Source organism: Streptomyces sp. NPDC006372 (genome assembly GCF_040612515.1).
GTDB lineage: Bacteria > Actinomycetota > Actinomycetes > Streptomycetales > Streptomycetaceae > Streptomyces.
The window spans coordinates 1-23,479 of the sequence record NZ_JBEXQJ010000028.1 but is presented as its reverse complement, the minus strand read 5'-3'; the positions used below and the strand labels follow the sequence as shown (position 1 = coordinate 23,479).

Genomic DNA, 23,479 nt, shown 5'->3' with positions numbered 1-23,479 from the left:
CGCACCGCACGGGAGCCTGAAAAGGTGACCGAGAGGAGCGAACCGTGATCGTCGCATTGATCGCCGCCTGCGAGATCGGCTTCTGGGTGCTGCTGGCGGCGGGCCTGAGCGCCCGGTACCTGCTGCGCATGCCACGGCTGGGACTCGGACTGCTGCTGTGCGAGCCGCTGCTGGAGGTCGTCCTGCTGGTCGCCACCGTGCTGGACCTGAGGAGCGGTGCCGAGCCGAACTGGACGCACGGGCTGGCCGCGCTGTACATCGGCTACACCGTCGGCCACGGCCACCGCACCGTGCAGTGGCTCGACGGCCACGCCGCCCACCGGCTGGGCGGTGCGCCGCCCCCGCCGGGGCCCCCGCGCTACGGCATGCCCCGGGCACGCCACGAGATCAAGGTCTGGCTGGGCACGCTGGTGGGCGCCGTCGTCGCGACCGTGCTCCTCCAGCTCGCGATCTGGTACGTGGACGACCCGAGCCGCGTGACCTCCCTGGAGAGCTGGCGCCACACGGCCTGGCGGGTGACCGGGATCCACGGACTGATCGCACTGAGTTATCTGATCTGGCCGCGGAAAGCCCCTGCGGGTGAGCCGGAAGCGGTCACGACATCGAAGGAAAGGACGCACTCGTGAACAAGGCGAAGCAGTATCTGTCCGAAGGCGTCGTCACCTTCCTGATCGGCCTGCTGCTGTGGCGGTTCACCGGTGACGTGGACGTCCCCGTCGTCACCCTCACCAAGGTCGGCATCGTGATGATGATCGTCGGCGGGGTCCTCTCCGCCAGCGGCCTCTGGCACGCCGCGAGAGGGAAGACCTAACGTTCGCCGCCCGGGACCCACAGCACGTCTCCGACCTCCTTGTTCGCCGTCCTCGCCAGGATGAACAGGAGGTCGGAGAGGCGGTTGAGGTAGGTGGCCGTCAGGGGGTTCATCGTCTCGGCGTGGGTCTCCAGGGCCGACCAGGTCGAGCGTTCCGCCCGGCGGACGACCGTGCAGGCCTGGTGGAGCAGGGCCGCGCCCGGCGTGCCGCCCGGGAGGATGAAGGAGCGGAGCTTCTCCAGTCCTTCCAGGAAGCGGTCGCAGTCCGCTTCCAGTTTGTCGATGTAGGACTGCTCGACCCGCAGGGGCGGGAACTCGGGGTTCTCCACCACCGGCGTCGACAGGTCCGCACCCACGTCGAACAGGTCGTTCTGGACACGGGTGAGGACCTTGACGATCTCCTCGTCCAGGCCGCCCAGCGCCACCGCCGTGCCGATCGCCGCGTTCGCCTCGTTGGCGTCGGCGTACGCGGAGATCCGCGGGTCGGTCTTGGCGACCCGGCTCATGTCGCCGAGGGCGGTGGTGCCCTGGTCGCCGGTCCTGGTGTAGATGCGCGTCAGATTGACCATATGGCCAGCGTAGTTACGCTCCGGCGGTTCGGAACACGCGTGTGCCCACCGTCACGGCCAGTGCGGTGAAGCCGACGGCCACCAGGACGCCGTACAGCATGTGCGAGGTGGCGTACGAGCCGACGTAGGCGTCCCGGACCGCGTCCACCAGATAGCGGAACGGTACGAAGTGGGAGAGCACGTCCAGCCACTTCGGCCCCAGCGTCATCGGGAGCATCAGGCCGGACAGGAGCATCATCGGCATCGTCATGGCGTTGATCGCCGGGCCGAACTCCTGCGGGGTGCGGACCTTCATCGCCAGCGCGTACGACAGCGCGGCCAGCGACACCGTCAGCAGCGCGACGAACGCGAAGCCGATCAGGACGCCGGCGAGCGGGGCCCGAAGCCCCATCGCCAGTGCCGCCAGCACCAGCAGCACCGCCTGGAAGACGAACACGGTGGCGTCCCGCAGGACTCGCCCCAGCAGCAGGGCGAGGCGGCTGACGGGCGTCACCCGCATCCGCTCCACCACTCCGTGGCCCTTCTCGATGATGATCGCGAAGCCCGCGAAGGACGCCCCGAACAGTCCGAGTTGGAGCAGCAGCCCGGGCACCAGCACCTGCCACGAGCTGCCCTGCCCGCCCAGCGGCAGATCCGTCAGCAGCGGGCCGAAGAACAGCAGGTACAGCAGCGGCATCAGAACGCCGAAGAGCAGCGCGAAGCGGGAGCGCAGGGACTGGCGGAGATAGCGCCCGTAGATGAGCGCCGTGTCGTGCAACAGCATCGTGAGTCCTCTGTTCCCTATACGGCGACGGGGGTCTGGTCGGCGGGCGCGGCGCTGCGGCCGGTGATGGCGAGGAAGGTGTCCTGGAGCGAGGCGTCGATCGAGCCGCCCCACTCCAGCTTCAGCGCGCCCGGGGTGCCCTCGGCGACCACCACGCCCCGGTCGACGATCACCAGCCGGTCGGAGAGGGCGTCGGCCTCGTCGAGGTAGTGCGTGGTCAGGAAGACCGTCGTGCCGTGCTCGTCGCGCAGCCGGCGCACCAGGTCCCACAGGCCGGCCCGGCTGCCCGGGTCGAGCCCGGTCGTCGGCTCGTCGAGGAACAGCACCTTCGGGCGGTGGGCGAGCGCCAGCGCGATGTCCAGGCGGCGCCGCTGTCCTCCGGAGAGCGCGGCGCACTTGCGGTCGAGCAGTTCGGTGAGGTCCAGGTCGCGAGCCAGCTCCCCCGCGCGCTCGGCGGCCTGCCGCTTCGTCAGCCGGTACAGCCGCCCCTGGGTCACCAGCTCCTCCCGCACGGTGATCTGCGGGTCCACCCCGCCGGACTGCGCGACGTAGCCGCAGGCCCGCCGCACCCCGGCCGGGTCGGTGGCCAGGTCGCAACCCGCGACGGTGGCGGCGCCGCCGGTCGGTGCCAGCAGGGTCGTCAGCATCCGCAGGGTCGTGGTCTTGCCGGCCCCGTTCGGGCCGAGGAAGCCGAGGATCTCGCCCTCGCGGACGGTCAGGTCGATACCGCGCACGGCCTCCACGGGGCCGCTCTTCGTCCGGAAGGTACGGGCCAGTCCGGCCGTACTGATGATGGTCATGGGCCCAGAAAAACAGAGTCTCTTAAATTTTGCAACGACCCCAAGTTTTCAGGGGCTCCAAGGAAGCTAGGATTCGGACATGGCTGAGGGGCTCAGGGAACGGAAGAAGCGCGAGACCAGGCAGCGCATCTCGGACATCGCCACCGGGCTGTTCCTGGAGCGCGGCTTCATGACGGTGACGATCGCGGACGTGGCGGAGGCGGCCGACGTCTCCGTGAACACCGTCTACAACTACTTCCCGGCCAAGGAGGACCTCTTCTTCGACCGCTCCCAGGGCGTCGTCGACCGGCTCTCCCGCTGGGTGCGCGGCCGGGACGCGGGGGAGTCGGCCGCCCGGGCGGTGCTGCGCGAGCTGCGCGCCGAGACCGAGGCGGTCTCGCCCCACATGGGCCTCATCGAGGGCTACGACCGCTTCATGCGCTGCATCGAAGAGGCGCCGCCGCTGCGCTCCCGGCTGTGGAGCATGCAGCAAGAACTCCAGGACAACCTGGAGGCGACCCTCCGTGAGGAGACCGGCGCCACCGCCGGCGACCGGCTGCCCGGGCTGATCGCCGGTCAGATCTGCTGGGTTCACGGCACCCTTTTCGTCGCCATCGGCCGTGAGATGGTCAAGGGGCGCAATCCGGACGAAGTGTCCCGGGAGATGCTCGTGTTCCTCGACGACATCGAGGAGCTGTTGAGTGAGGAGGTGCTCAACTACGCCGTACGAGGCGCCGAATGACCCGGCCCGGTGTGATGTCCGTCATGTGAGACGTGACGCGCATTACTTACTGGTCACACAGCCCCTCACGAGCGCTAGTGTCCGCCCGAGAGTCAGACATGAACAGCGCGTCAGGGGAGTCGCACAGTGGCACGGAAGCTCGCCGTCATCGGAGCCGGCCTCATGGGATCCGGCATCGCCCAGGTCTCCGCACAGGCGGGGTGGGAGGTCGTCCTGCGTGACGTCACCGATGAGGCGCTGAAGCGCGGCACCGACGGCATCAAGGCCTCGTACGACAAGTTCGTCGCCAAGGGCAAGCTGGAGGCGCATGACGCCGACGCCGCCCTCGCCCGCATCACCGCGACCACCGACCTGGACGCCGTGGCCGACGCGGACGTCGTCGTCGAGGCCGTGTTCGAGAAGCTGGAGATCAAGCACGAGATCTTCCGCGCGCTCGACAAGATCGTGAAGGACGAGGCGATCCTCGCCTCCAACACCTCCGCCATCCCGATCACCAAGATCGCCGCCGCCACGGAGCGCCCGGAACGGGTCGTCGGCACGCACTTCTTCTCGCCGGTGCCGATGATGCAGCTGTGCGAACTCGTCCGCGGCTACAAGACCAGTGACGAAACCCTGGCCACCGCCCGAGAGTTCGCCGAGTCGGTCGGCAAGACCTGCATCGTCGTCAACCGTGACGTCGCCGGCTTCGTGACGACCCGTCTCATCTGCGCCCTGGTCGTCGAGGCCGCGAAGCTGCAGGAGTCGGGCGTGGCGAGCGCCGAGGACATCGACCTGGCCTGCAAGCTGGGCTTCGGCCACGCCATGGGCCCGCTGGCGACGGCGGACCTGACGGGCGTCGACATCCTGCTGCACGCCACGAACAACATCTACACCGAGTCCCAGGACGAGAAGTTCGCGGCTCCCGAGTCGATGCGCCGGATGGTTGACGCCGGTGACATCGGCCGCAAGAGCGGGCAGGGCTTCTACAAGCACTGAAACCGCACACGCCCCGGGGTCATCACACCCCGGGGTGAATTCGGTATCGGTTCGCTTACAAGAAGCAACCTCTGTGTCCTCCACGCAGTCAGAGGTTGCATCACCCATATCAGAACGCGGAGCACGAAACGCACGCACGGGGAGCGCATATGCACATCAGGGGCGACCACGCCGAGCTGGTCGTCGGGGGCCGCCTCGACGTCCGGAGCGCGGCGGACGCCCGTACGGTCCTGCACTCGGCCGTCGACGACGGAGTCGGCGACCTGGTACTGGACCTGTCCGAACTGGACTCCTGGGACGCCACCGGACTGGGCGTGATCATGGGGGCACACCGGCGGGCCGGCCGCTGCGGCCGGCGCCTGGTCCTGCGCGGCGTGCCGCCGCAGATGCAGCGCCTGCTGGTCGCCACCCGCCTGCACCGGATCCTGGCGATCGAGGGGGGCATCGGGGTGGAGACACTGCCCCGCGTGTGACGATTCGTGCGGGTGTGAACCGGGCGACCGGGGAGACCCGGACGGACATCGTCCGATCGTGCGATGAGCGCAATCCTCACGAGATCGTGACGTCTCGGACGACACGGCGCCCCGGACTGTCGTAGATACTGTGCGAAGGTTTAGGGTTCGGCTGCCCGCTGCCTTGACACCCTTCGAGCGGGCCCGGACCAGAAGCGACAGCGCGGTGTGCAGCAAGGCCGGGAGGGGCTTCACAGCACACACACGCTTTTGGGGGGCTTGACCTATGGACCCGAACACCCCGGGACCCGAGGAGTACGGCCACGACGGCGACGGCCAGGGGCCGCGCCAGCGTCCGCCCCGGGAATCCCTCACGCCCGACTTCGGCCAGCACGCGCCCGCGCTCGCCCGCACGGTGCAGCTCGTCTCCGGCGACTTCCTGCTGACCGTCAACCCCGTCGACGGCAGTGAGATAGAGGTCTGCCCGCCCGCCGAACGGCCCGCCCGTCCCGTCAAACTCGGCACGGCCGAGCGCGCCGAGGCCGAACGCGCCGCCCTGCCGCCCGTCCCGCCCGGCCCCGCGCAGCCCGCCCTGCCCCTGCTGGCCCGCCAGGACGAGCGCGAGCAGCTCGTGCGGCTGCTCGCCCGCGGCCGCACCGTTCGTCTCACCGGCCCCGCCGGCTCCGGCCGCACCCGCCTCCTCGACCTCGTCGCCGAGGACTGCTCGGACCTCGCCCCCGACGGCGTCGTCCGCCTGAACGGCTTCGGCCGCACCTCCGGCGAACTGCTGTACGACCTCTTCTACGCGGTGTACAAGGCCCCCCTGCACCGCCCGGACCGGGACGAACTGCTGACCCACGTCCGTGAGATCGGCGCGGTCGTCGTCCTCGACGACCTCGAGTTCGGCGGGGCCGCGCTCGACGAGCTGCTGGACGCCACCCCCGAGTGCGCCTTCCTGCTCGGCACCACCCCGGACGTGCCGGCGCCCTCGGCGGACGCCGCCGTCGAGGAGGTCACCCTCGGCGGGCTCGACCGCGCGGCCGGACGCGAACTGCTGGAGTACGCCGTCGGCCGGTCCCTCACCGAGGAGGAGTCCAACTGGGCGGGCGACCTCTGGTTCGAGTCCGAGGGCCTGCCCCTGCGCTTCGTGCAGGCCGGGGCCCTGCTGCGGCAGCGGGACCGGCTGCGCGCCGGTGCCGGCGCCGTCGACGAGTTCGGCGTCGTCGAGGACGCGCCCCCGGCCGAGACGTACGACGCCGCCGACGGCGACGAGATCTCGCTGCCCTCGCTCGGCGAGGCAGCCGCCCCCGCACCCCTGCTCGCCGCCCGGCTCAGCGCCTCCGCCCGCGCCACCCTGCGGTTCGCCGTCGCCCTCGGCGGCGAGGTCCCGCACCAGGCCCACCTGCCCGCCCTGGTCGGCGACACCCACGCCGACGCCGCCCTCGGCGAACTGGCCGCCTGCGGCCTGGTCTCCGCGGTCGGATCCCGCTACCGGCTCGCCGCCGGTGTCCCGGCGCAGCTGGAAGCCGCCGGCTACGCCGAGGAGGCCGAGGCCGGTGCGCGCAGCGCCGCCCAGCACTACTCCTGGTGGGCCGGGCACCCCTCGGTCACGCCGGAGCGCGTGAGCGCCGAGGCCGACGCGCTCCTCGCCGCCCTGGCGGTCCTCGGCCCGCTCACCGTGCCTCCGGCCGAGGGCGAGGAGAGCCCGGCCGTGCACCTGGCGCGCACCGCCGCACCCGCGTTCGCCGCCGGGCTGCACTGGAGCGCCTGGGAGCGGACCCTGCGGGCCGGCGCCGAGGCCGCCCGGCTCGCCGGGGACGTCGCCGAACAGGCCTACTTCCACCATGAGCTCGGCATCCTCGCCCTGTGCGGCGGACAGCTCGACCGGGCCCGCGCCGAACTGGAGGCCTCCGTCGGCCTGCGCGGCGCCCTCTCCGACAAGCGCGGCACGGTCGCCGGCCGCCGCGCCCTCGCCCTGGTCGCGGACCGTTCGGGCACCCCGCTGAGCCTCGGGCCGACCGCGGGGGAGGAGGTGCCCGACGCCCGGTACGAGGAGTCGGCATCCCCGGCCGAGGGCGTTCCGGCGGCCTTCCCGACCCTGCAGAAGCCCGTCTCCCCGACCCTGGTCACCCACCGCTCCACGCCCGCGCCCTCGCGGGCGGCCCGGGGCGGCCTCAAGGGCCTGGCCCGGCGCAACCTGGTGGCCGCGGGCGCCGGCGCCCTCCTCGTCGCCGTGCTCGGCACGGTGGTGACGCTCGGCGCCACCTCCGACAACGACCCGAACCCGCCGTCCGACCAGGTCGGCGTCAAGCCTTCGGCCAGCCAGGGTCTGAGCGGCGGCAGCCTGGGCGCCGACCGTCCGGCGGACGACGGCAACGGCGACCCGGGTGCGGCGACGAGCCGCCCGACCGACCCGGGCCCGGACGGCACACCGGGCACGGCGGACGATCCGACACCGACGGGCGAACCGAGCGGTTCGCCGAGCCCCGGCGCCTCCGGGTCCGCGTCGAAGCCGCCGACGACCTCGAAGCCGCCCACGACGTCCAAGCCGCCCACCTCTTCGAAGCCCCCCACGTCCTCGAAGCCGCCGACGACCTCGAAGCCGCCGACCTCACAGCCGCCCACGTCCGAGCCGCCGACCTCACAGCCGCCGACGACGACTCCGCCGACGACCAGCCCGAGCACCTCGGACACGGCCAGCGGCCCGGCGTCGAGCAGCCCGGCCACCACGTCCGCGAGCGCGTCGCAGAGCAGCGCGGACCGGGTGATCTGACACCCGTGCACGCAGCAGGGCCGGGTCCGTTCCGCGGACCCGGCCCTCTTCGTCGTGGGGGTGTGTCAGAACAGCCGCAGCTTGTCGTCCTCGATGCCCCGCAGCGCGTCGTAGTCGAGGACCTGGCAGCCGATGCCCCGGTCGGTCGCGAGGACGCGGGCCTGGGGCTTGATCTCCTGCGCGGCGAAGACGCCGCGGACCGGGGCGAGATGGGGATCGCGGTTCAGCAGCTCCAGATAGCGGGTCAGCTGCTCCACGCCGTCGATCTCACCGCGCCGCTTGATCTCCACCGCGACGGTCTTGCCGTCGGCGTCCCGGCACAGGATGTCGACCGGCCCGATGGCCGTCGGGTACTCGCGGCGGATCAGGGTGTAGCCGTCGCCGAGTGTCTCGATGCGGTCGGCGAGCAGCTCCTGGAGGTGCGCTTCCACGCCGTCCTTGATCAGACCGGGATCCACGCCCAGTTCGTGCGAGGAGTCGTGGAGGACTTCCTCCATCGTGATGATGAGCTTCTCGCCCGCCTTGTTGATGACGGTCCAGACGCCCTCGTCCTCGCCGGTGCCCTCCTTCAGCGTGCAGGGCGGCGACATCCAGTTCAGGGGCTTGTAGGCCCGGTCGTCGGCGTGGATCGAGACGCTGCCGTCCGCCTTCACCAGGATCAGGCGCGGGGCCGAGGGAAGGTGGGCGGTGAGCCGCCCGGCGTAGTCCACGGAGCAGCGGGCAATGACGAGACGCATGGTCGGCAACGCTACTCGACAGGCACCTGTGGACGCGATTCGCCCTGGAAAACGCGTGTTCAGTAATGGCCGATTGTGAGCATGGTGTGCTCATTGAGAGTGTGCCATCTGCGCATTCTCCTGGTGCCGTCACCGTCGGTTGCTTACCGTATGAACGGGAGGTCGCGACGTGTGTACGCAGCGTGTCCGGTATCGCGAACTCCCTTATCTGTCCGGCAACCCCTGCCCGCCGGGCGGGGGTGCGAGAGGAGAACTCATGTCGCTCGACGTCTCACCGGCCCTACTCGAACAGGCCGAGCGAGGCGAGGTCGACGAAGCGGAATTCGTCGACTGCGTCCGGACCTCCCTGCCCTATGCGTGGGAGATGATCAGCTCCCTGGTGGCCCAGCTGAAGGTGGACGGCGGTGCGTTCGCCGACAACCAGACGCCTCCGCCGGACGAGCAGGCACGCGGTCAGTTGCTGCGTGCGCTTGCGAGTGACGCGATACGCGGCGCGCTGCAACGGCACTTCGGTGTGCGGCTGGCCTTCCAGAACTGCCACCGGGTGGCCGTGTTCCCGCTTGACTCCTCGGTCGACGAGAAGCTGGGCCGTTTCACATCGGTCCGCAGCCAGGTGCTGAACCAGTCGCCCGAGTTCCGCGACTGCTGAGGCGCCGCCTGCTTGCCGCTCCGTACGCGGGAGGTGCGCTTTTGTACCGGAGCGGCAAGCCCCCAGGAATCCACCGCGCTCTCAGACGAGTTGGGGGAGCACCTCGGCCCCCAACCGCCGTACGTTCTCCTCGGTCGCCGCCAGATCTCCGGAGCCCTCCACGAGCAGGGCGAAGCGGGAGATGCCGGTCCGCTCGCTGGTCGCCGCCAGCCGGTCGGCGCACAGGCGCGGGGTGCCCACCGGGTGCAGCCCGCAGAGCAGTTCGGTGTAGGCCAGCGGGTCGCGCATCCGGCGCGTCCGCCCGTCGACCGTGACGTGCGCCTCCAGGCCCTGCTTCAGCCAGCCGGGCATCGCCTTCGTCAGCGTCTCCGCCGCGTCGTCCCGCCGGTCCGCGATCTGGCAGACGCCCGCCGACACATGGGACGCGCCGAGGATCTCCTCGGCCGGCCGGCCGCAGGCCCGCGCGTGCTGCCGCCACAGGGCCACCATCTCGGCCTTCTCCTCGTCCCCCACGTGCATCCCGAGCAGCATCGACAGGCCGCGCTCGGCCGCCAGCCGCACGCTCGCCGGCGAGGTGCAGGCGACGACCAGTTCCGGTCCCGGGACCTCGCCCAGAGCCTCCGACGGCCGGGGAACCACCGGCACTTCACGGAAGCGGAAGCGCTCCCCGTCGGCCGCCACGGACGGCTCGCGCAGCCAGCGCACCAGGAGGTCCAGGGCCTCCGGGAACCCCTTCTCGTACGCCTCCAGACCCGCGCCGAACACCTCCAGGTCGACCCACGGGCCGCCCCGGCCGACACCGAGCGTGAAACGGCCGCCGCTCGTGTGGTGCAGCAGCGCGGCCTGTTCGCCGAGGGCCACGGGGTGGGCGGTGGGCAGGACGCTGACCGCCGTACCGACCCGGAGGCGGCGGGTGCGGCCCAGCAGCAGGGCGGCCAGGGTGACGGCCGACGGGCACGTGCCGTAGGGCACGAAGTGGTGCTCGGCCAGCCAGGCCGTGTCGAGCCCGGCCTCCTCGGCCACCTCGGCCGAGCGGACCGCGCGGTGCAGCGCTTCTCCCTCGCCCTGACCGGGGAACTGGGCCGCCAACACGAAACTTCCAACGCGCATTGCTTTCCTGCTTCCTTGGCTCCGACACGGAGCTCCCCCACAGGGCATAACCGTCTGACACGTGCCGAGGACACGGCCGGGCGGAGTATTTTGCGGATTGTCTGCAGAATGCGGCGTTCCGTGCGGAGCCCGGGGGAGTCCCGGCGGGGAGTCCGCCTCGCCCGGCGAGGGGCTTGTGGCGATTGGTGCCGTACGCGTACCCCCGTCCGCGCCGCGTAGGCTGAGAGGACGGCCCGTGCTTCCTGTATAGCCCCGAGAGGTGTCCCGTGTCTCCGCGTCGCAACCGACTCAACAGCGCCGGTTCTTCCGGCCGGAGCGCCGAGGACGACCGCCCCGGCCGTTACGGCGGCTGGCAGGCCTCGCAGGACTGGCAGGGCGAGAACTGGAACGTGCGGCACGTGGCCGGCGCGAGCGCGCAGGGCAAGTCGTACCGCTGCCCCGGCTGCGACCAGATGATCCCCGACGGTGTGCCGCACGTGGTGGCCTGGCCCGAGCACGCGGGCGTCGACGACCGCCGGCACTGGCACAAGGCCTGCTGGAACGCGCGGGACCGCCGCACCCCCGGGGTGCGGCGGTCCCGTAACGCGCCGAGATTCTAGGCCGCTCGCGGCCCGCGACTACACGTCCCGCTTCTCCAGCAGGGCGAAGGCGCCGCCGAACGCCACGGCCGTGACGCCCAGGATGATCCACAGCGGGTCCCAGCCGGACGGGCCGGACTGGCTGAGCGAGTTGGCGTAGAACACGCTGAGCTGGTTCGGGATCGAGTACTCGAGCAGGGCGTCGCGTACGGCCGACAGGGACTCCGAGAACATGAACAGCGCGATCACCAGCGGGGCGAGCAGCGCGCCGATCATGATGGTGATGGCACCGGCCGAGTGCCGGATGATCGACCCGACGGCGAGCGAGAGCAGGCCCAGCAGCGCCAGGTAGAGCGCGACGCCGACCGTGGCCTTCAGCCACTCACCACCGGTGGGGTCCTTGGCGCCGGCGTCCTGCAGCATGCCCACGTGCATGAACGCGACGACGGAGCTGGACACCAGCGTCACCACGAACGCGACCAGGAAGAACACGACCGCCTTCGCCGCCAGCACCCGTCCGCGGCTCGGGCAGGCGACCGTCGTGGTGCGGATCATGCCGGTGCCGTACTCCGAAGCCGTGGTCAGCACGCCCAGAGTGATGAGGCACATGCTGCCGAGCAGCAGCCCGAAGAAGCCCAGGGACAGTGCGTTCTGGCCGGACGCGTCCGCGGGGGAGCTGGAGTTCGACACCACCAGGCCGGTCAGCAGTCCGATGCCGACGACGAGCAGGACGAACACGCCGAGCGTCCACATGGTGGAGCGCACCGACCTGATCTTCGTCCATTCGGAGGCGATGGCATGCCCGAGGTGCGTGCGCACGACCGGGATCGGCGAGGTGTAGCCGGGGTACGGCGAGCCGGAGGGGGCCTGCGCGGCACCGGGTGCCGCCTCCCAGCTGGGTGCGGCCTGCGGCATCTGGGGCTGGGGGCTGCTCATCGGGCGTCCTCGGGCTTGGTCAGGTCGGAGGTCGGGACGGGAGCGGCGGCGGGCGCCGCAGGGGTCTGGGGCGCCGGGCCCGCGGGCTGTGCGGGCGTATGCGGTGCCTGGGGCGCGCCCTGCGCGGGTGCCTGCGGCGGCCGGCCCGCCGGCTGCGCGTACGGGTTGGGCGTGCCCGCTCCGGAGGCGTCGGGGGCGCTCGGAGCGGTCGCCGGAGCGCCCGGGACACCAGGTGCGCCGTACGGACCCGACGGCGCCTGCCCCGGTGCCCCCTGCGGCGGCATCCCGAACGGCAGGCTGCCCTGCTGGGGCGGCGGCGGGGCGTACCAGCCGGGCTGGCCCTGGCCCGGCACCGGCATCGGCGGCTGCGCGCCCGGCGGCAGCGGCTGCTGGAGGCCTTCCCTCTGGTCGATGGTCGAGCGGTAGTCGACCGCGCCTTGCGTCATCCGCATGTACGCCTCCTCCAGCGAGGCCTGGTGCGGCGACAGCTCCCACAGCCGTACGTCGGTGCCGTGCGCGATGTCGCTGATGCGGGGCAGCGGCAGCCCGGTCACGCGCAGCGCGCCGTCCTGCTCGGGCAGCACATGACCGCCCGCCTCGGTGAGGGCGGCCGACAGCTTCTCGCGCTGCTGCGGCTCGGTGTCGGGCGTCCGGACGCGCGCGAAGTCCGCGGAGTTCGCGGAGATGAAGGCCGTCACGCTCATGTCGGCGAGCAGCTGTCCGCGCCCGATGACGATGAGGTGTTCGGCGGTCAGCGCCATCTCGCTCATCAGGTGGGAGGAGACGAAGACCGTACGGCCCTCCGCGGCCAGGGCCTTCATCAGGTTGCGCACCCAGAGGATGCCCTCGGGGTCGAGGCCGTTGACCGGCTCGTCGAACAGCAGCACCTGCGGGTCGCCGAGCAGCGCGGCGGCGATGCCGAGCCGCTGCCCCATGCCGAGGGAGAAGCCCTTGGACCGCTTCTTGGCCACGTCCTGGAGGCCGACGACCCCGAGCACCTCGTCCACCCGCCGGGCCGGGATGCCCGACAGCTGGGCGAGGCTCAGCAGGTGGTTGCGGGCGGCCCGGCCGCCGTGCACGGCCTTGGCGTCCAGCAGGGCGCCGACCTGGCGGGGGGCGTTGGGCAGCTTGCGGTACGGGTAGCCGCCGATCGTCACGTGCCCGGACGTCGGGTTGTCCAGGCCGAGGATCATCCGCATCGTCGTCGACTTGCCCGAGCCGTTCGGCCCGAGGAAGCCGGTGACGGCTCCGGGCCGCACCTGGAAGGAAAGGTTGTACACAGCGGTCTTGTCGCCGTAGCGCTTCGTCAGGCCGACTGCTTCGATCATGCTCCGCACCCATCGCAAGGTTCAGGACAGCGGGGCACACGCCCCCGTAAGGGTTAGGAGCTTATCGACGAGCTGACGGTTCCACCCAAATCAAAGTAAAGGGTGGGGCGCGACACCCGGGCACACTCCCCTAGGCATCACGCTTCTTCAGCAGTACGTACCCGCCGGCGAGTGCCGCGAGGACCCACAGCCCCATGATCCCGAGGCCGCCCCACGGTCCGTACGGGGTGTCGTCGTCGATGGGGGTGACCACCTGCATGATCTTGCTGCCGGCCTGGTCCGGAAGAAACCGGCCGACCTTTTTCGTCGCGTCGACGTTGCCGAGGATGTTGGAGATCAGGAAGAAGAACGGCATCAGGATGCCCAGCGACAGCATCGGCGAGCGCAGCATCGCGGCGACCCCCATCGAGAACATCGCGATGAGGGCCATGTAGAGGCCACCGCCGATCACGGCCCGCAGCACACCCGGGTCACCGATCTCCGCCCGGTGCTCGCCGAGCATCGCCTGCCCGAGGAGGAACGCGGCGAAGCTGGTGACGAGGCCGACCAGCAGGGCCAGCCCCGTGGCCACCGCGATCTTGCTGAACAGGAAGGAGCCGCGCTGCGGCACCGCGGCCAGCGAAGTGCGGATCATGCCCGTGCTGTACTCGTTCGACACCACCAGCACGCCGAAGACGATCATCGCGAGCTGACCGAGACTCATCCCCGCGAAACTGATGAACGTCGGGTCGAACTGCGCCCGGTCCCGCGCGCTCATGGTGTCGAACTCGTTCTTCGACAGGGCCGAGATGAGCATGCCGAGGGCGACCGTCACGACCACCACCAGCGAGAGCGTCCACACCGTGGACGCCACCGACCGGATCTTGGTCCACTCCGACCGTACGACCTGGGTCGTCGCCATGCTCAGCCCCTCTTCCAGCCCTCGCCCCACTGCTGCTGCAGTGCGGGCTCGGGGCTCGTCTCGCTGTGTGCGTGGTACTCCACCGACCCTGCCGTCAGCTGCATGAACGCTTCCTCCAGCGACGCCTGTTGCGGACTCAGCTCGTGCAGCGTGATGCGGTGCTGCGCCGCCAGCTCACCGATGTGCTCGGCCTTGCCGCCGTCCACCTCCAGCACCCCGTCACCGCTCTCGACCGCCACGATCCCGGCCTGGTGCAGCACGTCGAGCAGCCGTTCCCGCTGCGGGCTGCGGACCCGGACGTACGACCGTGAGTTGCGCGCGATGAAGTCGGCCATGGAGGTGTCCGCGAGCAGCCGGCCCTGCCCGATGACGACGAGGTGCTCGGCCGTCAGGGCCATCTCGCTCATCAGATGGGAGGAGACGAAGACGGTCCGGCCCTGCGCGGCCAGCGACTTCATCAGGGTGCGGATCCAGTGGATGCCCTCGGGGTCGAGACCGTTCACCGGCTCGTCGAACATCAGGATCCGCGGATCACCGAGCAGCGCGGCCGCGATACCGAGCCGCTGCCCCATGCCCATCGAGAAGCCCTTGGTCTTCTTCTTCGCGACCCCCGTCAGCCCGACGGTGTCCAGCACCTCGCGCACCCGGTGGGTCGGGATGCCGTTGCTCTGCGCGAGGCACAGCAGGTGGTTGTAGGCGGTACGCCCGCCGTGCCAGGCCTTGGCCTCCAGCAGGGCGCCGATGTACGTCAGCGGGTCCTTGAGCTGCTGGTAGCGCTTGCCGTCGATCCGGACGTCACCGGCGGTCGGGTGGTCGAGACCCAGGATCATCCGCATGGTCGTGGACTTGCCCGCGCCGTTGGGCCCGAGGAAGCCCGTGACGATACCTGGTCTGACGGTGAAGGACAGGTTGTTGACCGCCACCTTCTCGCCGTAACGCTTGGTCAGCCCCTCGAGCTCAATCATGCGGCCACGCTAGAACGTGACAAAGCCCTCTGCCACCCGAGCGGCAGAGGGCTTTGCGGAGATTCAGACTCCGTATGCCGGGCTGTTACCGGGACTGCTGCGCCGGAACCCCACGGGAGATCGGCTCGTCCTCGGCCGGCGTACCGGCGGCGGCCACCGCGGCACCCGTGAGCGTGGCGAGCATCTCGCGGACGTTCGTCAGCTGGGCGTTGATGCTGTCGCGGCGGTTGGTGAGGGCCGCGAGCTCACGCTCGGACTCCGAACGGATGCGGTCGGCCTTGGCATTGGCGTCGGCCACGATGTCCTCGGCCTGACGCTGGGCCGTCTCCACCGTCTGGCGGGCGCGGCGCTCGGCGTCGGTGCGCAGCTTCTCGGCCTCCAGACGCAGCTGCTCGGCGCGGTGCTCGATCTCGGCGAGGCGCTTCTCGGCCTTGGCCTGACGGGACGCCAGGTCGCGCTCGGACTGCTCGCGGCGCTTGGCGAGGTTCGTCTCGAAGTCCGCGGCGGCCTGCGCGGCCTTGGCGCGGGTCTCCTCGAAGAGGGCGTCCGCCTCCTCGCGCTTGGACTGCGCGTCCTTCTGCGCCTCGGAGCGCAGCTGGGAGGCGTCACTCTTGGCCTTCTCGACGATCCGCAGACCCTCGTCCTCGGCCTTGGCCTTGCGCTCCGCCGAGTACGCCTCGGCGTCGTTGCGCACCTGCTGGGCCGCCGACTCGGCGAGCTCGCGGTGCTGCTCGGCCGCGCGCCGGGCCTCCTCGCGCAGGTCCTTCGCCTCTTCCTCGGCGAGGCGGAGGATCTTCTCCACACGCGCACCGAGACCCGCGTACGACGGCTCGGCGTCGTTGACCTGGGCTTGGGCGTTCTGCGTCTCGAGGTGGAGCTCTTCGATGCGCTTTTCCAGAGCGGTGATGCGGGCGAGAGCGCTGTCACGGTCGGAGACGAGCTTGGAGATACGTTCGTCCACCTGAGCGCGGTCGTACCCACGCCGCACAAGCTCGAAGCCGTAGGGGGAAGTGTCGCTCATGGGGTTCCTGTCGAAAGAGACCGGTGAGGTGATAGGTGGAATCCTAGGGGCCGAAACGGTGTGTCATCGAGCGGATGCGCGTTTGATCTGGAAAATGACACCCCTTTTGGGTGGCTCCCCGCAGGACTGCTTGCCAAAGACTCAGTCAAAGGCCCCCAGCAGACACCGGAATCGCCCTGGTCCGCTACCCCTCCGAGGACTTGCCACCCGAACGGGGTGCGCCGACCGTCGCCCCTGCCTTGACTCCGTTGTCCTTCGCCGGTGACGGAGCCTCGAAAGATTCCAACGCCTCCAGGACGTCCTGGACACGGGAGATCTCGGCGTTGATGTCCTCGCGGCGGCGGACCAGGACCTCCAGCTCGCGCTTGCCCTCCTCGACCGTGCGCTTGGCCTCGCGGATCGCCTCGGCCTTGAGCTCCTCGGCCTCCCGGACCAGCGTGGTCTTCTTCTGCTCGGCCTCCTTGAGCAGCCCCTCCGCCTTCTTCACCGCGGCGATACGGACCTTGCCCGCCTCGGAGTTGGCCTCCGAGACGATCTCCTTGGCCTTGGCCTGTGCCTTCGCGAGCTGCTCCTCGGCGGCCTTGACGAGCGCGTCGCAGCGGTCGCCCGCCGTCTTCATCGCCTCCGCCGACTCCCGGCGGGCCCGCTCGTGCAGCTCCTCGATCTCCCCGGTGATGCGGTCCCGCAGCTCCTCCGCGCGCTCCCTGATCTGCGTGGCGTCCCGGCGCGCGCCGACCAGCAGGTCGTCCGCGTCCGTACGGGCCTTCTCGACCAGCGAGTTGCCCTCGACGGTCGCCTCGGAAACCAGCCGGTCGGCCTCCTTGCGGGCCGCGCCCACCATCGTGTCGGCCCTCGACTCGGCCTCAGCGGTGGTCTTGTGCGCCTGCTGCTGAGCCTCGGTCAGCAGCTTGTCGGCCTCGGCCGTGGTCTCCGTGATGAGCTTGTCGACCTGCTCGGCCGCCTCGGAGCGCCGCTTGTTGGCGTCCTTGCGGGCTTCGTCCAGTGTGCGGTCGGCCTCCTCGCGCGCGGACGTGACGAGCCGCTCCGCCTCGGCCTCCGCGTCGGCCTTGACACGGTCGGCCTCGTCGCGCACCCGCTCGGCGTGCTGCTGCGCCGAACCGACCGTCTCGGCGGCCTCGGCCCGCAGCCGCTCCGCCTCGCCCGTCGCCTCGCTGACCAGCTGCTCGGCCTTGGCGACCGACTCGGCCCGTACCCGATCGGCCTTCGCGGCCGCCTCGGACCGGACGCGCTCGGCCTCGGAGAGGGCCTCGGTGCGGACCCGCTCGGCCTCGGTGACCGTCTCCATCCGCAGCCGGTCGGTCTCCTGGACCGTCTCGGTGGTGAGCCGCTCCGCCTCGCTGCGCGCCTCGGTGATGAGCGTGTCCGCCTGCGTCGCCGCGTCCGAACGGATGCGGTTGGCGTCCTCACGGGCGTCCGCCCGGGTGCGCGAAGCGCTCTGCTCGGCCTCGGCGATGGCGTCCGCCGCCTCCGTACGCGCCCGCTGGGCGTGCTCGGCGACGTCCGCGCGGATCCGCTCCGCCTCCGTGATCGCCTCGGACATCGTCCGCTCGGCGAGCGTCTTGGCGGCCTCGGTCTCCTCGTGCGCCTCGCGACGCAGCCGGGCCGCGTCCTCGCTCGCCCGTTCCCGCTCCGCGTAGGCGTCCGAGCGGACCCGGTCCGCCTCCTCCTGCGCCTCCCGCCGCGTACGGTCCGCCACGTGCTCGGCGGCGCTGCGCAGCCCGGAGATCTCCTCCTGGGCCTGCTCGTGCAGTCCGGCGACGGAGTCCCGGACCTGCTGGGCGTGCTGCTCCGCCGCGGACACCATCTCCGTGGCCCGCCGGTCGGCCTCCTCGACCAGCCGTACGGCCTCGGTCTGCGCCTCCTCCACGCGCTTGCGCGCCGAGGCCAGCAGTTCCTCGCTCTGCTCGCGGGCCCGCTCGCGCTCCTGGTCGGCCTCCTGCCGGGCGCTGCCGAGGAGTTCCTCGGCCTCACGCCGGCGCCGGTTGGCCTCCTCCTGGGCGGCGGCCAGCGTCTCGGACGCCTCGGTGGCCAGCCGCTCGGCGGCGGCCTGCGCCTCCGCGCGCACCCGGTCGGCGCTCTCCTGCGCCTCCGACTTCAGCCGTTCGGCCTCGTTCGCGGCCTCCGACCGCAGGCGTACCGCGACGGCCTCGCCCTCGGCACGCGCGGCGGACGCGTCCGACGCGGCCTCGTCGCGCAGCCGCTCCGCCTCCGCCTCGGCCTGCTGCTGGAGCGTACGGATCCGCTCGGCGGCCTCCGACCGCAGCCGCTCGTTCTCCTCGCCGGCCTCGCGACGGATCCGGGCGGCCTCCTCACGGGCCTCCGACAGCGCCTGCTCGGCCGCGGTCAGCCGCTCCTCCGCCTCCGTCTGGAGCCGCGTCAGCTCCTCGGCGGCCTCGGTACGGCGGGCCTCTATGGCGCGCTCGGTCTCCTCGTGGAGCTCCAGCACCGCGCGCTCGGCGTCCGCCTTGAGGGACTCGGCCTGCTCGATGACCTCCTCGCGGTGCCGCTCGGCCTCCTGCCGGGTGCGCTGGAGGGTCTCCTCGGCCTGCCGGCGCAGGGTCGTCGCCCGCTCGATGGCCTCCGTACGGACCTTCTCGCTGTCCGTCTGGGCCGTCGTCCGCAGCTCGTCCGCGTCCGCCTTGGCCTTGGCGAGCAGCTCCTCGGCGGACCGCGCCGCCTCCTCGATCTGCGCCACGGCCTCCTTGCGGGCCTCGGCGCGGATCTTCTCGCCCTCCTCGACCGCGTCCGCACGCAGCTGCTCGGCCTCACCGCGCAGTCGGCGGGCCTCCTCCTGGAGCTCGACGGTCTTGGCGCGGTATTCCTTGGTGTCGTCCTTCGCCGCGCCCTTGAGCTCCTCGGCGATGTCGTGCGCCTCGGCGCGCAGCCGGTCCGCCTCGGCCTCGGCCTCCCTGCGGATCCGCTCGGCCTCCTCGGCCGCGGCCCTGGTGGTCTTCTTGGCGTCCTCCGACGCCTTGTTGAGGACCTCCTCGGCGGTTCGGGCCGCCTTGGACAGCTGGGTCGCGGTCTCCTCGGCGGTGAGCGTACGGGCCTTCTCGGAGGCCTCCGCGACGATCTTCTCCGCCTCGGCGCGGGCGTCGGCGACCAGCTGCTCGGCCTCGGACTTGGTGTTCTCGGCCTCCTTCGTGGCCTCCTCGACCAGCCGGGCGACCTGCTCCTTGGCCGTGCGCGTGCGCGTCTCGTTCGCGGACTCCGCGCTCGCCAGGGCCTTGGCGGCGGCCTCCTTGGCCTCCGCGACCATCTTGTCCGCCTCGGACTGCGCCTTGCGCAGCGCCTCCTCGGCCTCGGCCATCCGCTGCTCGGCGGCCTTGCTCAGCTCCTGGGCCTCGCGGCGCGTGGACTCCGACTCGCTGGCCGTCGACGTGCGCAGCTGCTCGGCGTGGTCCGTGGCCTCCTGCGCCTGCGTGGAGGCGGCGTTCAGGAGCCGCTCGGCGTCCGCGCGGGCACGCCGCAGGATCTGCTCGGCCTCGGCACGGGCCTCCTCGGCGGCGCTCGTCAGCCGCTGCCGGGCCTCGTTGGCGAGTCGCTCGGCCTCCGCGCGGGCGGTGGCCAGGGACTGCTCGGCCTCGGCCCGGGACTCGTCCAGCAGCCGGCGGGCCTGCTGCTCGGTGCGGGCCCGCAGCTGCTCCGCCCACGCCACGTTCTCGTTGACGTGCGACTCGACCGTCTGGCGGCGCTCGGACAGCTCCTGGTCCAGCTGCTGGCGCCGGGTCACCGCCTCTTGATGCAGCTCCGCCTGGAGCCGGGCCGCCTGCTCGGCGTGCTCCTGGAGGATCCGCTGGGTCTGGGCTCGGGCCTCGCTCAGCTCGCGGTCGGCGTCCGCGCGGATCTGGTCGGCCTGCACCTGGGCGTTGCGCAGCAACTGCTCGGCCTGCCAGCCGATGTCGCCCCCGTCGAAAGAGGGCCGGGTCATGATGGTGCGGCGCGCCTCGTGCAGCTTGGCGCGCAGCACCTCGACCTGGTAGCCGAGGTCCTCGGCGTGCTGAATCGCCTTTTCCCGCTCGGTCTTCAGCCGCTTCATCTCGGCTTCGAACCGAGAGAGGTGGTCGACGTCAGCCGCCGGCTCTCGCTCCTGGCTCTCGTAGCCCCGCACTGCGCGGTCCCATCCGTCCCCTGGTCGCAACTCTTACCGAACGAGCTCCGTCCATACGCCGAACGGGGCCCCCGGGGAATGGTGTCAGATCATCGGCGGAGCACGGGCTGCTGCCCCGACGCTCGTCCCCCGAAACCCGGACCCCGGTAGTCCTGCCGTCGCACGGCGGGACCGCGGTCACCCTGGACTGAGCGGCGACCGGACCCAACCCTACCGGCCCTTATGTACGAGGGTCAGTGCTCAGGTGACTCAACGGGCGCCGAAGTGACCAGTTCTGTCAGTACGCCATGACAGTCCTTCGGGTGCAGGAAGGTGATCCGTGACCCCATGGAACCGCGTCGGGGCTCTTCGTACAGCACGCGTACGCCCTTGTCCTTGATGTCCGCGGCCTCCGCGTCGACGTCCGCCGTACCGAAAGCGATGTGGTGGACGCCCTCCCCGTTCTTCGCGAGCCACTTCGCGACGGTGGAGTCCTCGCGGGTCGGCTCCAGAAGCTGCAGGTAGGAGGCCCCTCCGTCGGAGGTTTCGTTGATCTTGAGCATGGCCTCGCGCACGCCCTGCTCCTCGTTGACCTCGGAGTGGAACACCTCGAAGCCATAGGTGGCACGGTAGAACTCGACAGTCTTGTCGAGGTCGAAACAGGCGATCCCGATGTGGTCGATTCGCGTCAGCATGAATTCAGTGCAGCGCCCCGGAGGTGGTTACGCAACGTGCGCGCGATCACACCGACGGCCCGATGACGGCACGGAGTGCCACTCAGTACATTCGAAGTAAACCCTCGTTCACTCCTCGGCAGTGCAGCCGGTAAGGGGATCGCAGCTCATGTCTGGATCGAACAGCACGACCTCGGTGATCGTCGCGGGCGCGCGTACGCCCATGGGGCGGTTGCTCGGATCGCTGAAGTCCTTCTCCGGGGCCGACCTCGGCGGCTTCGCGATCAAGGCCGCCCTCGACCGTGCGGGAATCGGTGGCGACCAGGTGCAGTACGTGATCATGGGGCAGGTGCTCCAGGCCGGGGCGGGGCAGATCCCGGCGCGCCAGGCCGCGGTGAAGGCCGGCATCCCGATGAACGTGCCGGCGCTGACCATCAACAAGGTGTGTCTGTCCGGTCTCGACGCCATCGCGCTCGCCGACCAGTTGATCCGTGCGGGTGAGTTCGACGTGGTCGTCGCCGGTGGTCAGGAGTCCATGACCAACGCCCCGCACCTGCTGCCCAAGTCCCGTGAGGGCTTCAAGTACGGCGCGGTCGAGATGCTCGACGCCATGGCGTACGACGGGCTGACCGACTCGTTCGACGGGGTCGCCATGGGCGAGTCGACCGAGAAGCACAACACCCGGCTGGGCATCGCCCGGCCGGAGCAGGACGAGATCGCCGCGCTGTCGCACCAGCGTGCGGCCGCCGCCCAGAAGAACGGGCTCTACGAGGCCGAGATCACCCCGGTGGAGATCCCGCAGCGCAAGGGTGACCCGGTGCTGTTCAGCAAGGACGAGGGGATCCGGGGCGACACCACCGCGGAGTCGCTCGGCAAGCTGCGTCCGGCGTTCGCCAAGGACGGCACGATCACGGCCGGTTCGTCCTCGCAGATCTCCGACGGCGCCGCCGCCGTCGTGGTGATGAGCAAGGCCAAGGCGCAGGAGCTCGGCCTGGACTGGATCGCCGAGATCGGGGCGCACGGGAACGTGGCCGGGCCGGACAACTCGCTCCAGTCCCAGCCGGCCAACGCGATTCAGCACGCTCTGAAGAAGGAGGGGCTGGGCGTCGAGGACCTCGACCTCATCGAGATCAACGAGGCGTTCGCGGCGGTCGCCGTGCAGTCCATGAAGGACCTCGGAGTGTCCACCGAAAAGGTGAATGTCAACGGTGGTGCCATCGCGCTGGGTCACCCGATCGGGATGTCCGGTGCGCGACTCGTGCTGCATCTGGCGCTGGAGCTGAAGCGGCGCGGCGGTGGCGTGGGCGCGGCCGCGCTGTGCGGTGGCGGTGGGCAGGGTGACGCGCTGATCGTGCGGGTACCGAAGGCCTGAGCACCGGTTTTCGGACCTCCTTTTCAAGAACGGAGCTGTGATGCAGGACGTCTCCACGCTGGTGGCCCAGGCCAGGGAGGGCCGGCCGCGGGCCGTGGCCCGGTTGATCTCCCTGGTGGAGGGGGCGTCCCCGCAGCTGCGGGAGGTCATGGCGGCGCTCGCGCCGCTCACGGGCGGGGCGTACGTGGTGGGTCTGACCGGCTCGCCGGGGGTCGGCAAGTCCACGTCGACCTCGGCGCTGGTGACGGCCTATCGCAAGCAGGGCAAGCGGGTCGGCGTGCTGGCCGTCGACCCGTCGTCCCCGTTCTCCGGGGGTGCGCTGCTCGGTGACCGGGTGCGGATGTCCGACCACGCGTCCGACCCGGGCGTGTACATCCGGTCGATGGCGACCCGGGGGCATCTGGGCGGGCTCGCGTGGGCCGCGCCCCAGGCGATCCGGGTGCTGGACGCGGCGGGGTGCGACGTGATCCTCGTCGAGACGGTGGGGGTGGGGCAGTCCGAGGTGGAGATCGCCTCGCAGGCGGACACGTCCGTGGTGCTGCTCGCGCCGGGGATGGGGGACGGGATCCAGGCGGCCAAGGCCGGGATCCTGGAGATCGGTGACGTGTACGTCGTGAACAAGGCGGACCGGGACGGGGCCGACGCGACGGCTCGCGAGCTGAACCACATGCTGGGGCTGGGGGAGGCCCGGGGGCCGGGGGACTGGCGCCCGCCGATCGTGAAGACGGTCGCGGCGCGGGGGGAGGGCGTGGACGAGGTCGTCGAGGCCCTGGAGAAGCACCGGGCGTGGATGGAGGAGCGGGGGGTGCTCGCGGAGCGGCGTGCCGCCCGTGCGGCGAGGGAGGTCGAGACGATCGCGGTGACGGCGCTCCGGGAGCGGATCGGGGACCTGCACGGGGATCGCCGCCTCGGGGCGCTGGCGGAGCGGATCGTCGCCGGGGAGCTGGATCCCTATCGGGCGGCTGATGAGCTGGTGGCGGGGCTGACCGAGGGGTGATGCCTGCGGCGGCCTGTGCTGCTTCGGTGGGGTGCGCGTAGCGCCTATGCGTGGGGTGGTGGGTCGGGGCCGCGTCGGGGGGTGTCCGTCCTCGGAACGGCGCGATGGGGTCACCTACCGACTGACTGGCGTTGACGCGCCAACCGCTGCGGGCGGATGCGCGTCGGCGACAAGGGCGGCCAGCCGGCCGAAGGGCAGGCCGCCGCCGAACACGTCGGTGTCGGGCAGGCCGGCCC

At 71.2% G+C, this 23,479-nt stretch carries 22 protein-coding genes; 10 read left to right on the top strand and 12 right to left on the bottom strand.

From position 1 onward, the window contains the following. Window positions 1–44 precede the first annotated feature (44 nt). Both ABZ016_RS31455 and ABZ016_RS31450 read left to right on the top strand, forming a co-directional pair. Complete coding sequence (locus ABZ016_RS31455; protein WP_356920089.1) at window positions 45–626, top strand: hypothetical protein; 582 nt, start codon at window positions 45–47, stop codon at window positions 624–626. After that, the gene (locus ABZ016_RS31450) at window positions 623–811 is read left to right on the top strand and encodes a DUF5708 family protein (RefSeq protein WP_356920088.1); all 189 of its coding nucleotides are present in this window, start codon (window positions 623–625) and stop codon (window positions 809–811) included. The genes ABZ016_RS31455 and ABZ016_RS31450 overlap by 4 nt, the downstream gene beginning before the upstream one ends. On the opposite strand, the gene ABZ016_RS31445 is transcribed toward ABZ016_RS31450, so the two are convergent. The 3 genes from ABZ016_RS31445 to ABZ016_RS31435 are packed head-to-tail and all read right to left on the bottom strand — an operon-like array spanning window position 808 to window position 2,943. Next, the gene (locus ABZ016_RS31445; RefSeq protein ID WP_356920087.1) at window positions 808–1,380 is read right to left on the bottom strand and encodes a cob(I)yrinic acid a,c-diamide adenosyltransferase; all 573 of its coding nucleotides are present in this window, start codon (window positions 1,378–1,380) and stop codon (window positions 808–810) included. The two genes, ABZ016_RS31450 and ABZ016_RS31445, sit on opposite strands and share 4 nt — an antisense overlap. 13 nt (window positions 1,381–1,393) lie before the next feature. Next, window positions 1,394–2,143 carry an ABC transporter permease gene (locus ABZ016_RS31440; protein WP_356920086.1) on the bottom strand — a complete coding sequence of 250 codons (750 nt, stop codon included), beginning with the start codon at window positions 2,141–2,143 and terminating at the stop codon, window positions 1,394–1,396. 17 nt (window positions 2,144–2,160) lie between these two features. Continuing rightward, window positions 2,161–2,943, bottom strand: coding sequence for an ATP-binding cassette domain-containing protein (locus ABZ016_RS31435; RefSeq protein WP_356920085.1), 783 nt, complete (start codon window positions 2,941–2,943; stop codon window positions 2,161–2,163). A gap of 79 nt (window positions 2,944–3,022) precedes the next feature. Between ABZ016_RS31435 and ABZ016_RS31430 the strand changes: the two genes are divergently transcribed. The 4 genes from ABZ016_RS31430 (at window position 3,023) to ABZ016_RS31415 (ending at window position 7,864) form a co-directional block, all read left to right on the top strand. Beyond that, entirely contained in the window at window positions 3,023–3,664 is a 642-nt protein-coding gene (locus tag ABZ016_RS31430) for a TetR/AcrR family transcriptional regulator (RefSeq protein WP_356920084.1), read from the top strand. A 126-nt stretch (window positions 3,665–3,790) separates the two neighbouring features. Further along, window positions 3,791–4,639 carry a 3-hydroxyacyl-CoA dehydrogenase family protein gene (locus ABZ016_RS31425; protein WP_356920083.1) on the top strand — a complete coding sequence of 283 codons (849 nt, stop codon included), beginning with the start codon at window positions 3,791–3,793 and terminating at the stop codon, window positions 4,637–4,639. Window positions 4,640–4,788: 149 nt separating this feature from the next. Next, window positions 4,789–5,112 (top strand): STAS domain-containing protein, encoded by a 324-nt coding sequence (locus tag ABZ016_RS31420; RefSeq protein ID WP_003993003.1) that lies wholly within the window; start codon window positions 4,789–4,791, stop codon window positions 5,110–5,112. Window positions 5,113–5,377: 265 nt separating this feature from the next. Beyond that, entirely contained in the window at window positions 5,378–7,864 is a 2,487-nt protein-coding gene (locus ABZ016_RS31415; RefSeq protein WP_356920082.1) for an ATP-binding protein, read from the top strand. Window positions 7,865–7,929: 65 nt separating this feature from the next. Here ABZ016_RS31415 and nucS read toward each other — a convergent pair whose 3' ends face one another. Beyond that, entirely contained in the window at window positions 7,930–8,601 is a 672-nt protein-coding gene (gene nucS / locus ABZ016_RS31410; protein ID WP_356920081.1) for an endonuclease NucS, read from the bottom strand. Between the two features lie 256 nt (window positions 8,602–8,857). Between nucS and ABZ016_RS31405 the strand changes: the two genes are divergently transcribed. After that, complete coding sequence (locus ABZ016_RS31405; RefSeq protein ID WP_030246492.1) at window positions 8,858–9,250, top strand: SCO5389 family protein; 393 nt, start codon at window positions 8,858–8,860, stop codon at window positions 9,248–9,250. An 81-nt stretch (window positions 9,251–9,331) separates the two neighbouring features. Here the strand turns inward: ABZ016_RS31405 and ABZ016_RS31400 are convergent, their stop codons facing one another. Next, window positions 9,332–10,360 (bottom strand): LLM class flavin-dependent oxidoreductase, encoded by a 1,029-nt coding sequence (locus ABZ016_RS31400; RefSeq protein WP_356920080.1) that lies wholly within the window; start codon window positions 10,358–10,360, stop codon window positions 9,332–9,334. Window positions 10,361–10,626: 266 nt separating this feature from the next. Between ABZ016_RS31400 and ABZ016_RS31395 the strand changes: the two genes are divergently transcribed. Further along, window positions 10,627–10,959, top strand: a complete 333-nt coding sequence (locus ABZ016_RS31395) for an ATP/GTP-binding protein (protein WP_356920079.1) — start codon at window positions 10,627–10,629, stop codon at window positions 10,957–10,959. Window positions 10,960–10,977: 18 nt separating this feature from the next. Here ABZ016_RS31395 and ABZ016_RS31390 read toward each other — a convergent pair whose 3' ends face one another. The 7 genes from ABZ016_RS31390 to mce all read right to left on the bottom strand — a co-directional run bounded on the left by ABZ016_RS31390 (window position 10,978) and on the right by mce (window position 20,895). After that, window positions 10,978–11,874 carry an ABC transporter permease subunit gene (locus ABZ016_RS31390; RefSeq protein ID WP_356920078.1) on the bottom strand — a complete coding sequence of 299 codons (897 nt, stop codon included), beginning with the start codon at window positions 11,872–11,874 and terminating at the stop codon, window positions 10,978–10,980. Then, entirely contained in the window at window positions 11,871–13,202 is a 1,332-nt protein-coding gene (locus ABZ016_RS31385) for an ATP-binding cassette domain-containing protein (RefSeq protein WP_356920077.1), read from the bottom strand. Before ABZ016_RS31385 ends, ABZ016_RS31390 begins: the two co-directional genes overlap by 4 nt. A gap of 130 nt (window positions 13,203–13,332) precedes the next feature. Further along, window positions 13,333–14,103: an ABC transporter permease gene (locus ABZ016_RS31380; protein WP_356920076.1), complete on the bottom strand. Its 771-nt coding sequence runs from the start codon at window positions 14,101–14,103 to the stop codon at window positions 13,333–13,335. A gap of 2 nt (window positions 14,104–14,105) precedes the next feature. After that, a complete protein-coding gene (locus ABZ016_RS31375) occupies window positions 14,106–15,068 on the bottom strand; it encodes an ABC transporter ATP-binding protein (RefSeq protein WP_356920075.1) in 963 nt (320 codons plus the stop codon). 85 nt (window positions 15,069–15,153) lie between these two features. Next, window positions 15,154–16,089, bottom strand: a complete 936-nt coding sequence (locus tag ABZ016_RS31370; RefSeq protein ID WP_003993012.1) for a cellulose-binding protein — start codon at window positions 16,087–16,089, stop codon at window positions 15,154–15,156. A gap of 184 nt (window positions 16,090–16,273) precedes the next feature. Further along, complete coding sequence (gene scy, locus ABZ016_RS31365; protein WP_356920074.1) at window positions 16,274–20,221, bottom strand: polarized growth protein Scy; 3,948 nt, start codon at window positions 20,219–20,221, stop codon at window positions 16,274–16,276. 233 nt (window positions 20,222–20,454) lie between these two features. Further along, on the bottom strand, window positions 20,455–20,895 hold the full coding sequence (gene mce, locus ABZ016_RS31360) for a methylmalonyl-CoA epimerase (protein WP_356920073.1): 441 nt from the start codon (window positions 20,893–20,895) through the stop codon (window positions 20,455–20,457). Window positions 20,896–21,043: 148 nt separating this feature from the next. Between mce and ABZ016_RS31355 the strand changes: the two genes are divergently transcribed. Continuing rightward, the gene (locus ABZ016_RS31355; protein WP_356920072.1) at window positions 21,044–22,246 is read left to right on the top strand and encodes an acetyl-CoA C-acetyltransferase; all 1,203 of its coding nucleotides are present in this window, start codon (window positions 21,044–21,046) and stop codon (window positions 22,244–22,246) included. A gap of 40 nt (window positions 22,247–22,286) precedes the next feature. Further along, entirely contained in the window at window positions 22,287–23,243 is a 957-nt protein-coding gene (gene meaB, locus ABZ016_RS31350) for a methylmalonyl Co-A mutase-associated GTPase MeaB (protein WP_356920071.1), read from the top strand. Window positions 23,244–23,479: the final 236 nt, after the last annotated feature.

Coding starts and splice junctions, on each gene's coding strand:
- ABZ016_RS31445 (WP_356920087.1), bottom strand. CDS start 1,380: ATGGTCAATCTGACGCGCATCTACACCAGGACCGGCGACCAGGGCACC.
- ABZ016_RS31440 (WP_356920086.1), bottom strand. CDS start 2,143: ATGCTGTTGCACGACACGGCGCTCATCTACGGGCGCTATCTCCGCCAG.
- ABZ016_RS31435 (WP_356920085.1), bottom strand. CDS start 2,943: ATGACCATCATCAGTACGGCCGGACTGGCCCGTACCTTCCGGACGAAG.
- ABZ016_RS31430 (WP_356920084.1), top strand. CDS start 3,023: ATGGCTGAGGGGCTCAGGGAACGGAAGAAGCGCGAGACCAGGCAGCGC.
- ABZ016_RS31420 (WP_003993003.1), top strand. CDS start 4,789: ATGCACATCAGGGGCGACCACGCCGAGCTGGTCGTCGGGGGCCGCCTC.
- ABZ016_RS31415 (WP_356920082.1), top strand. CDS start 5,378: ATGGACCCGAACACCCCGGGACCCGAGGAGTACGGCCACGACGGCGAC.
- nucS (WP_356920081.1), bottom strand. CDS start 8,601: ATGCGTCTCGTCATTGCCCGCTGCTCCGTGGACTACGCCGGGCGGCTC.
- ABZ016_RS31405 (WP_030246492.1), top strand. CDS start 8,858: ATGTCGCTCGACGTCTCACCGGCCCTACTCGAACAGGCCGAGCGAGGC.
- ABZ016_RS31400 (WP_356920080.1), bottom strand. CDS start 10,360: ATGCGCGTTGGAAGTTTCGTGTTGGCGGCCCAGTTCCCCGGTCAGGGC.
- ABZ016_RS31390 (WP_356920078.1), bottom strand. CDS start 11,874: ATGAGCAGCCCCCAGCCCCAGATGCCGCAGGCCGCACCCAGCTGGGAG.
- ABZ016_RS31385 (WP_356920077.1), bottom strand. CDS start 13,202: ATGATCGAAGCAGTCGGCCTGACGAAGCGCTACGGCGACAAGACCGCT.
- ABZ016_RS31380 (WP_356920076.1), bottom strand. CDS start 14,103: ATGGCGACGACCCAGGTCGTACGGTCGGAGTGGACCAAGATCCGGTCG.
- ABZ016_RS31375 (WP_356920075.1), bottom strand. CDS start 15,068: ATGATTGAGCTCGAGGGGCTGACCAAGCGTTACGGCGAGAAGGTGGCG.
- ABZ016_RS31370 (WP_003993012.1), bottom strand. CDS start 16,089: ATGAGCGACACTTCCCCCTACGGCTTCGAGCTTGTGCGGCGTGGGTAC.
- mce (WP_356920073.1), bottom strand. CDS start 20,895: ATGCTGACGCGAATCGACCACATCGGGATCGCCTGTTTCGACCTCGAC.
- ABZ016_RS31355 (WP_356920072.1), top strand. CDS start 21,044: ATGTCTGGATCGAACAGCACGACCTCGGTGATCGTCGCGGGCGCGCGT.
- meaB (WP_356920071.1), top strand. CDS start 22,287: ATGCAGGACGTCTCCACGCTGGTGGCCCAGGCCAGGGAGGGCCGGCCG.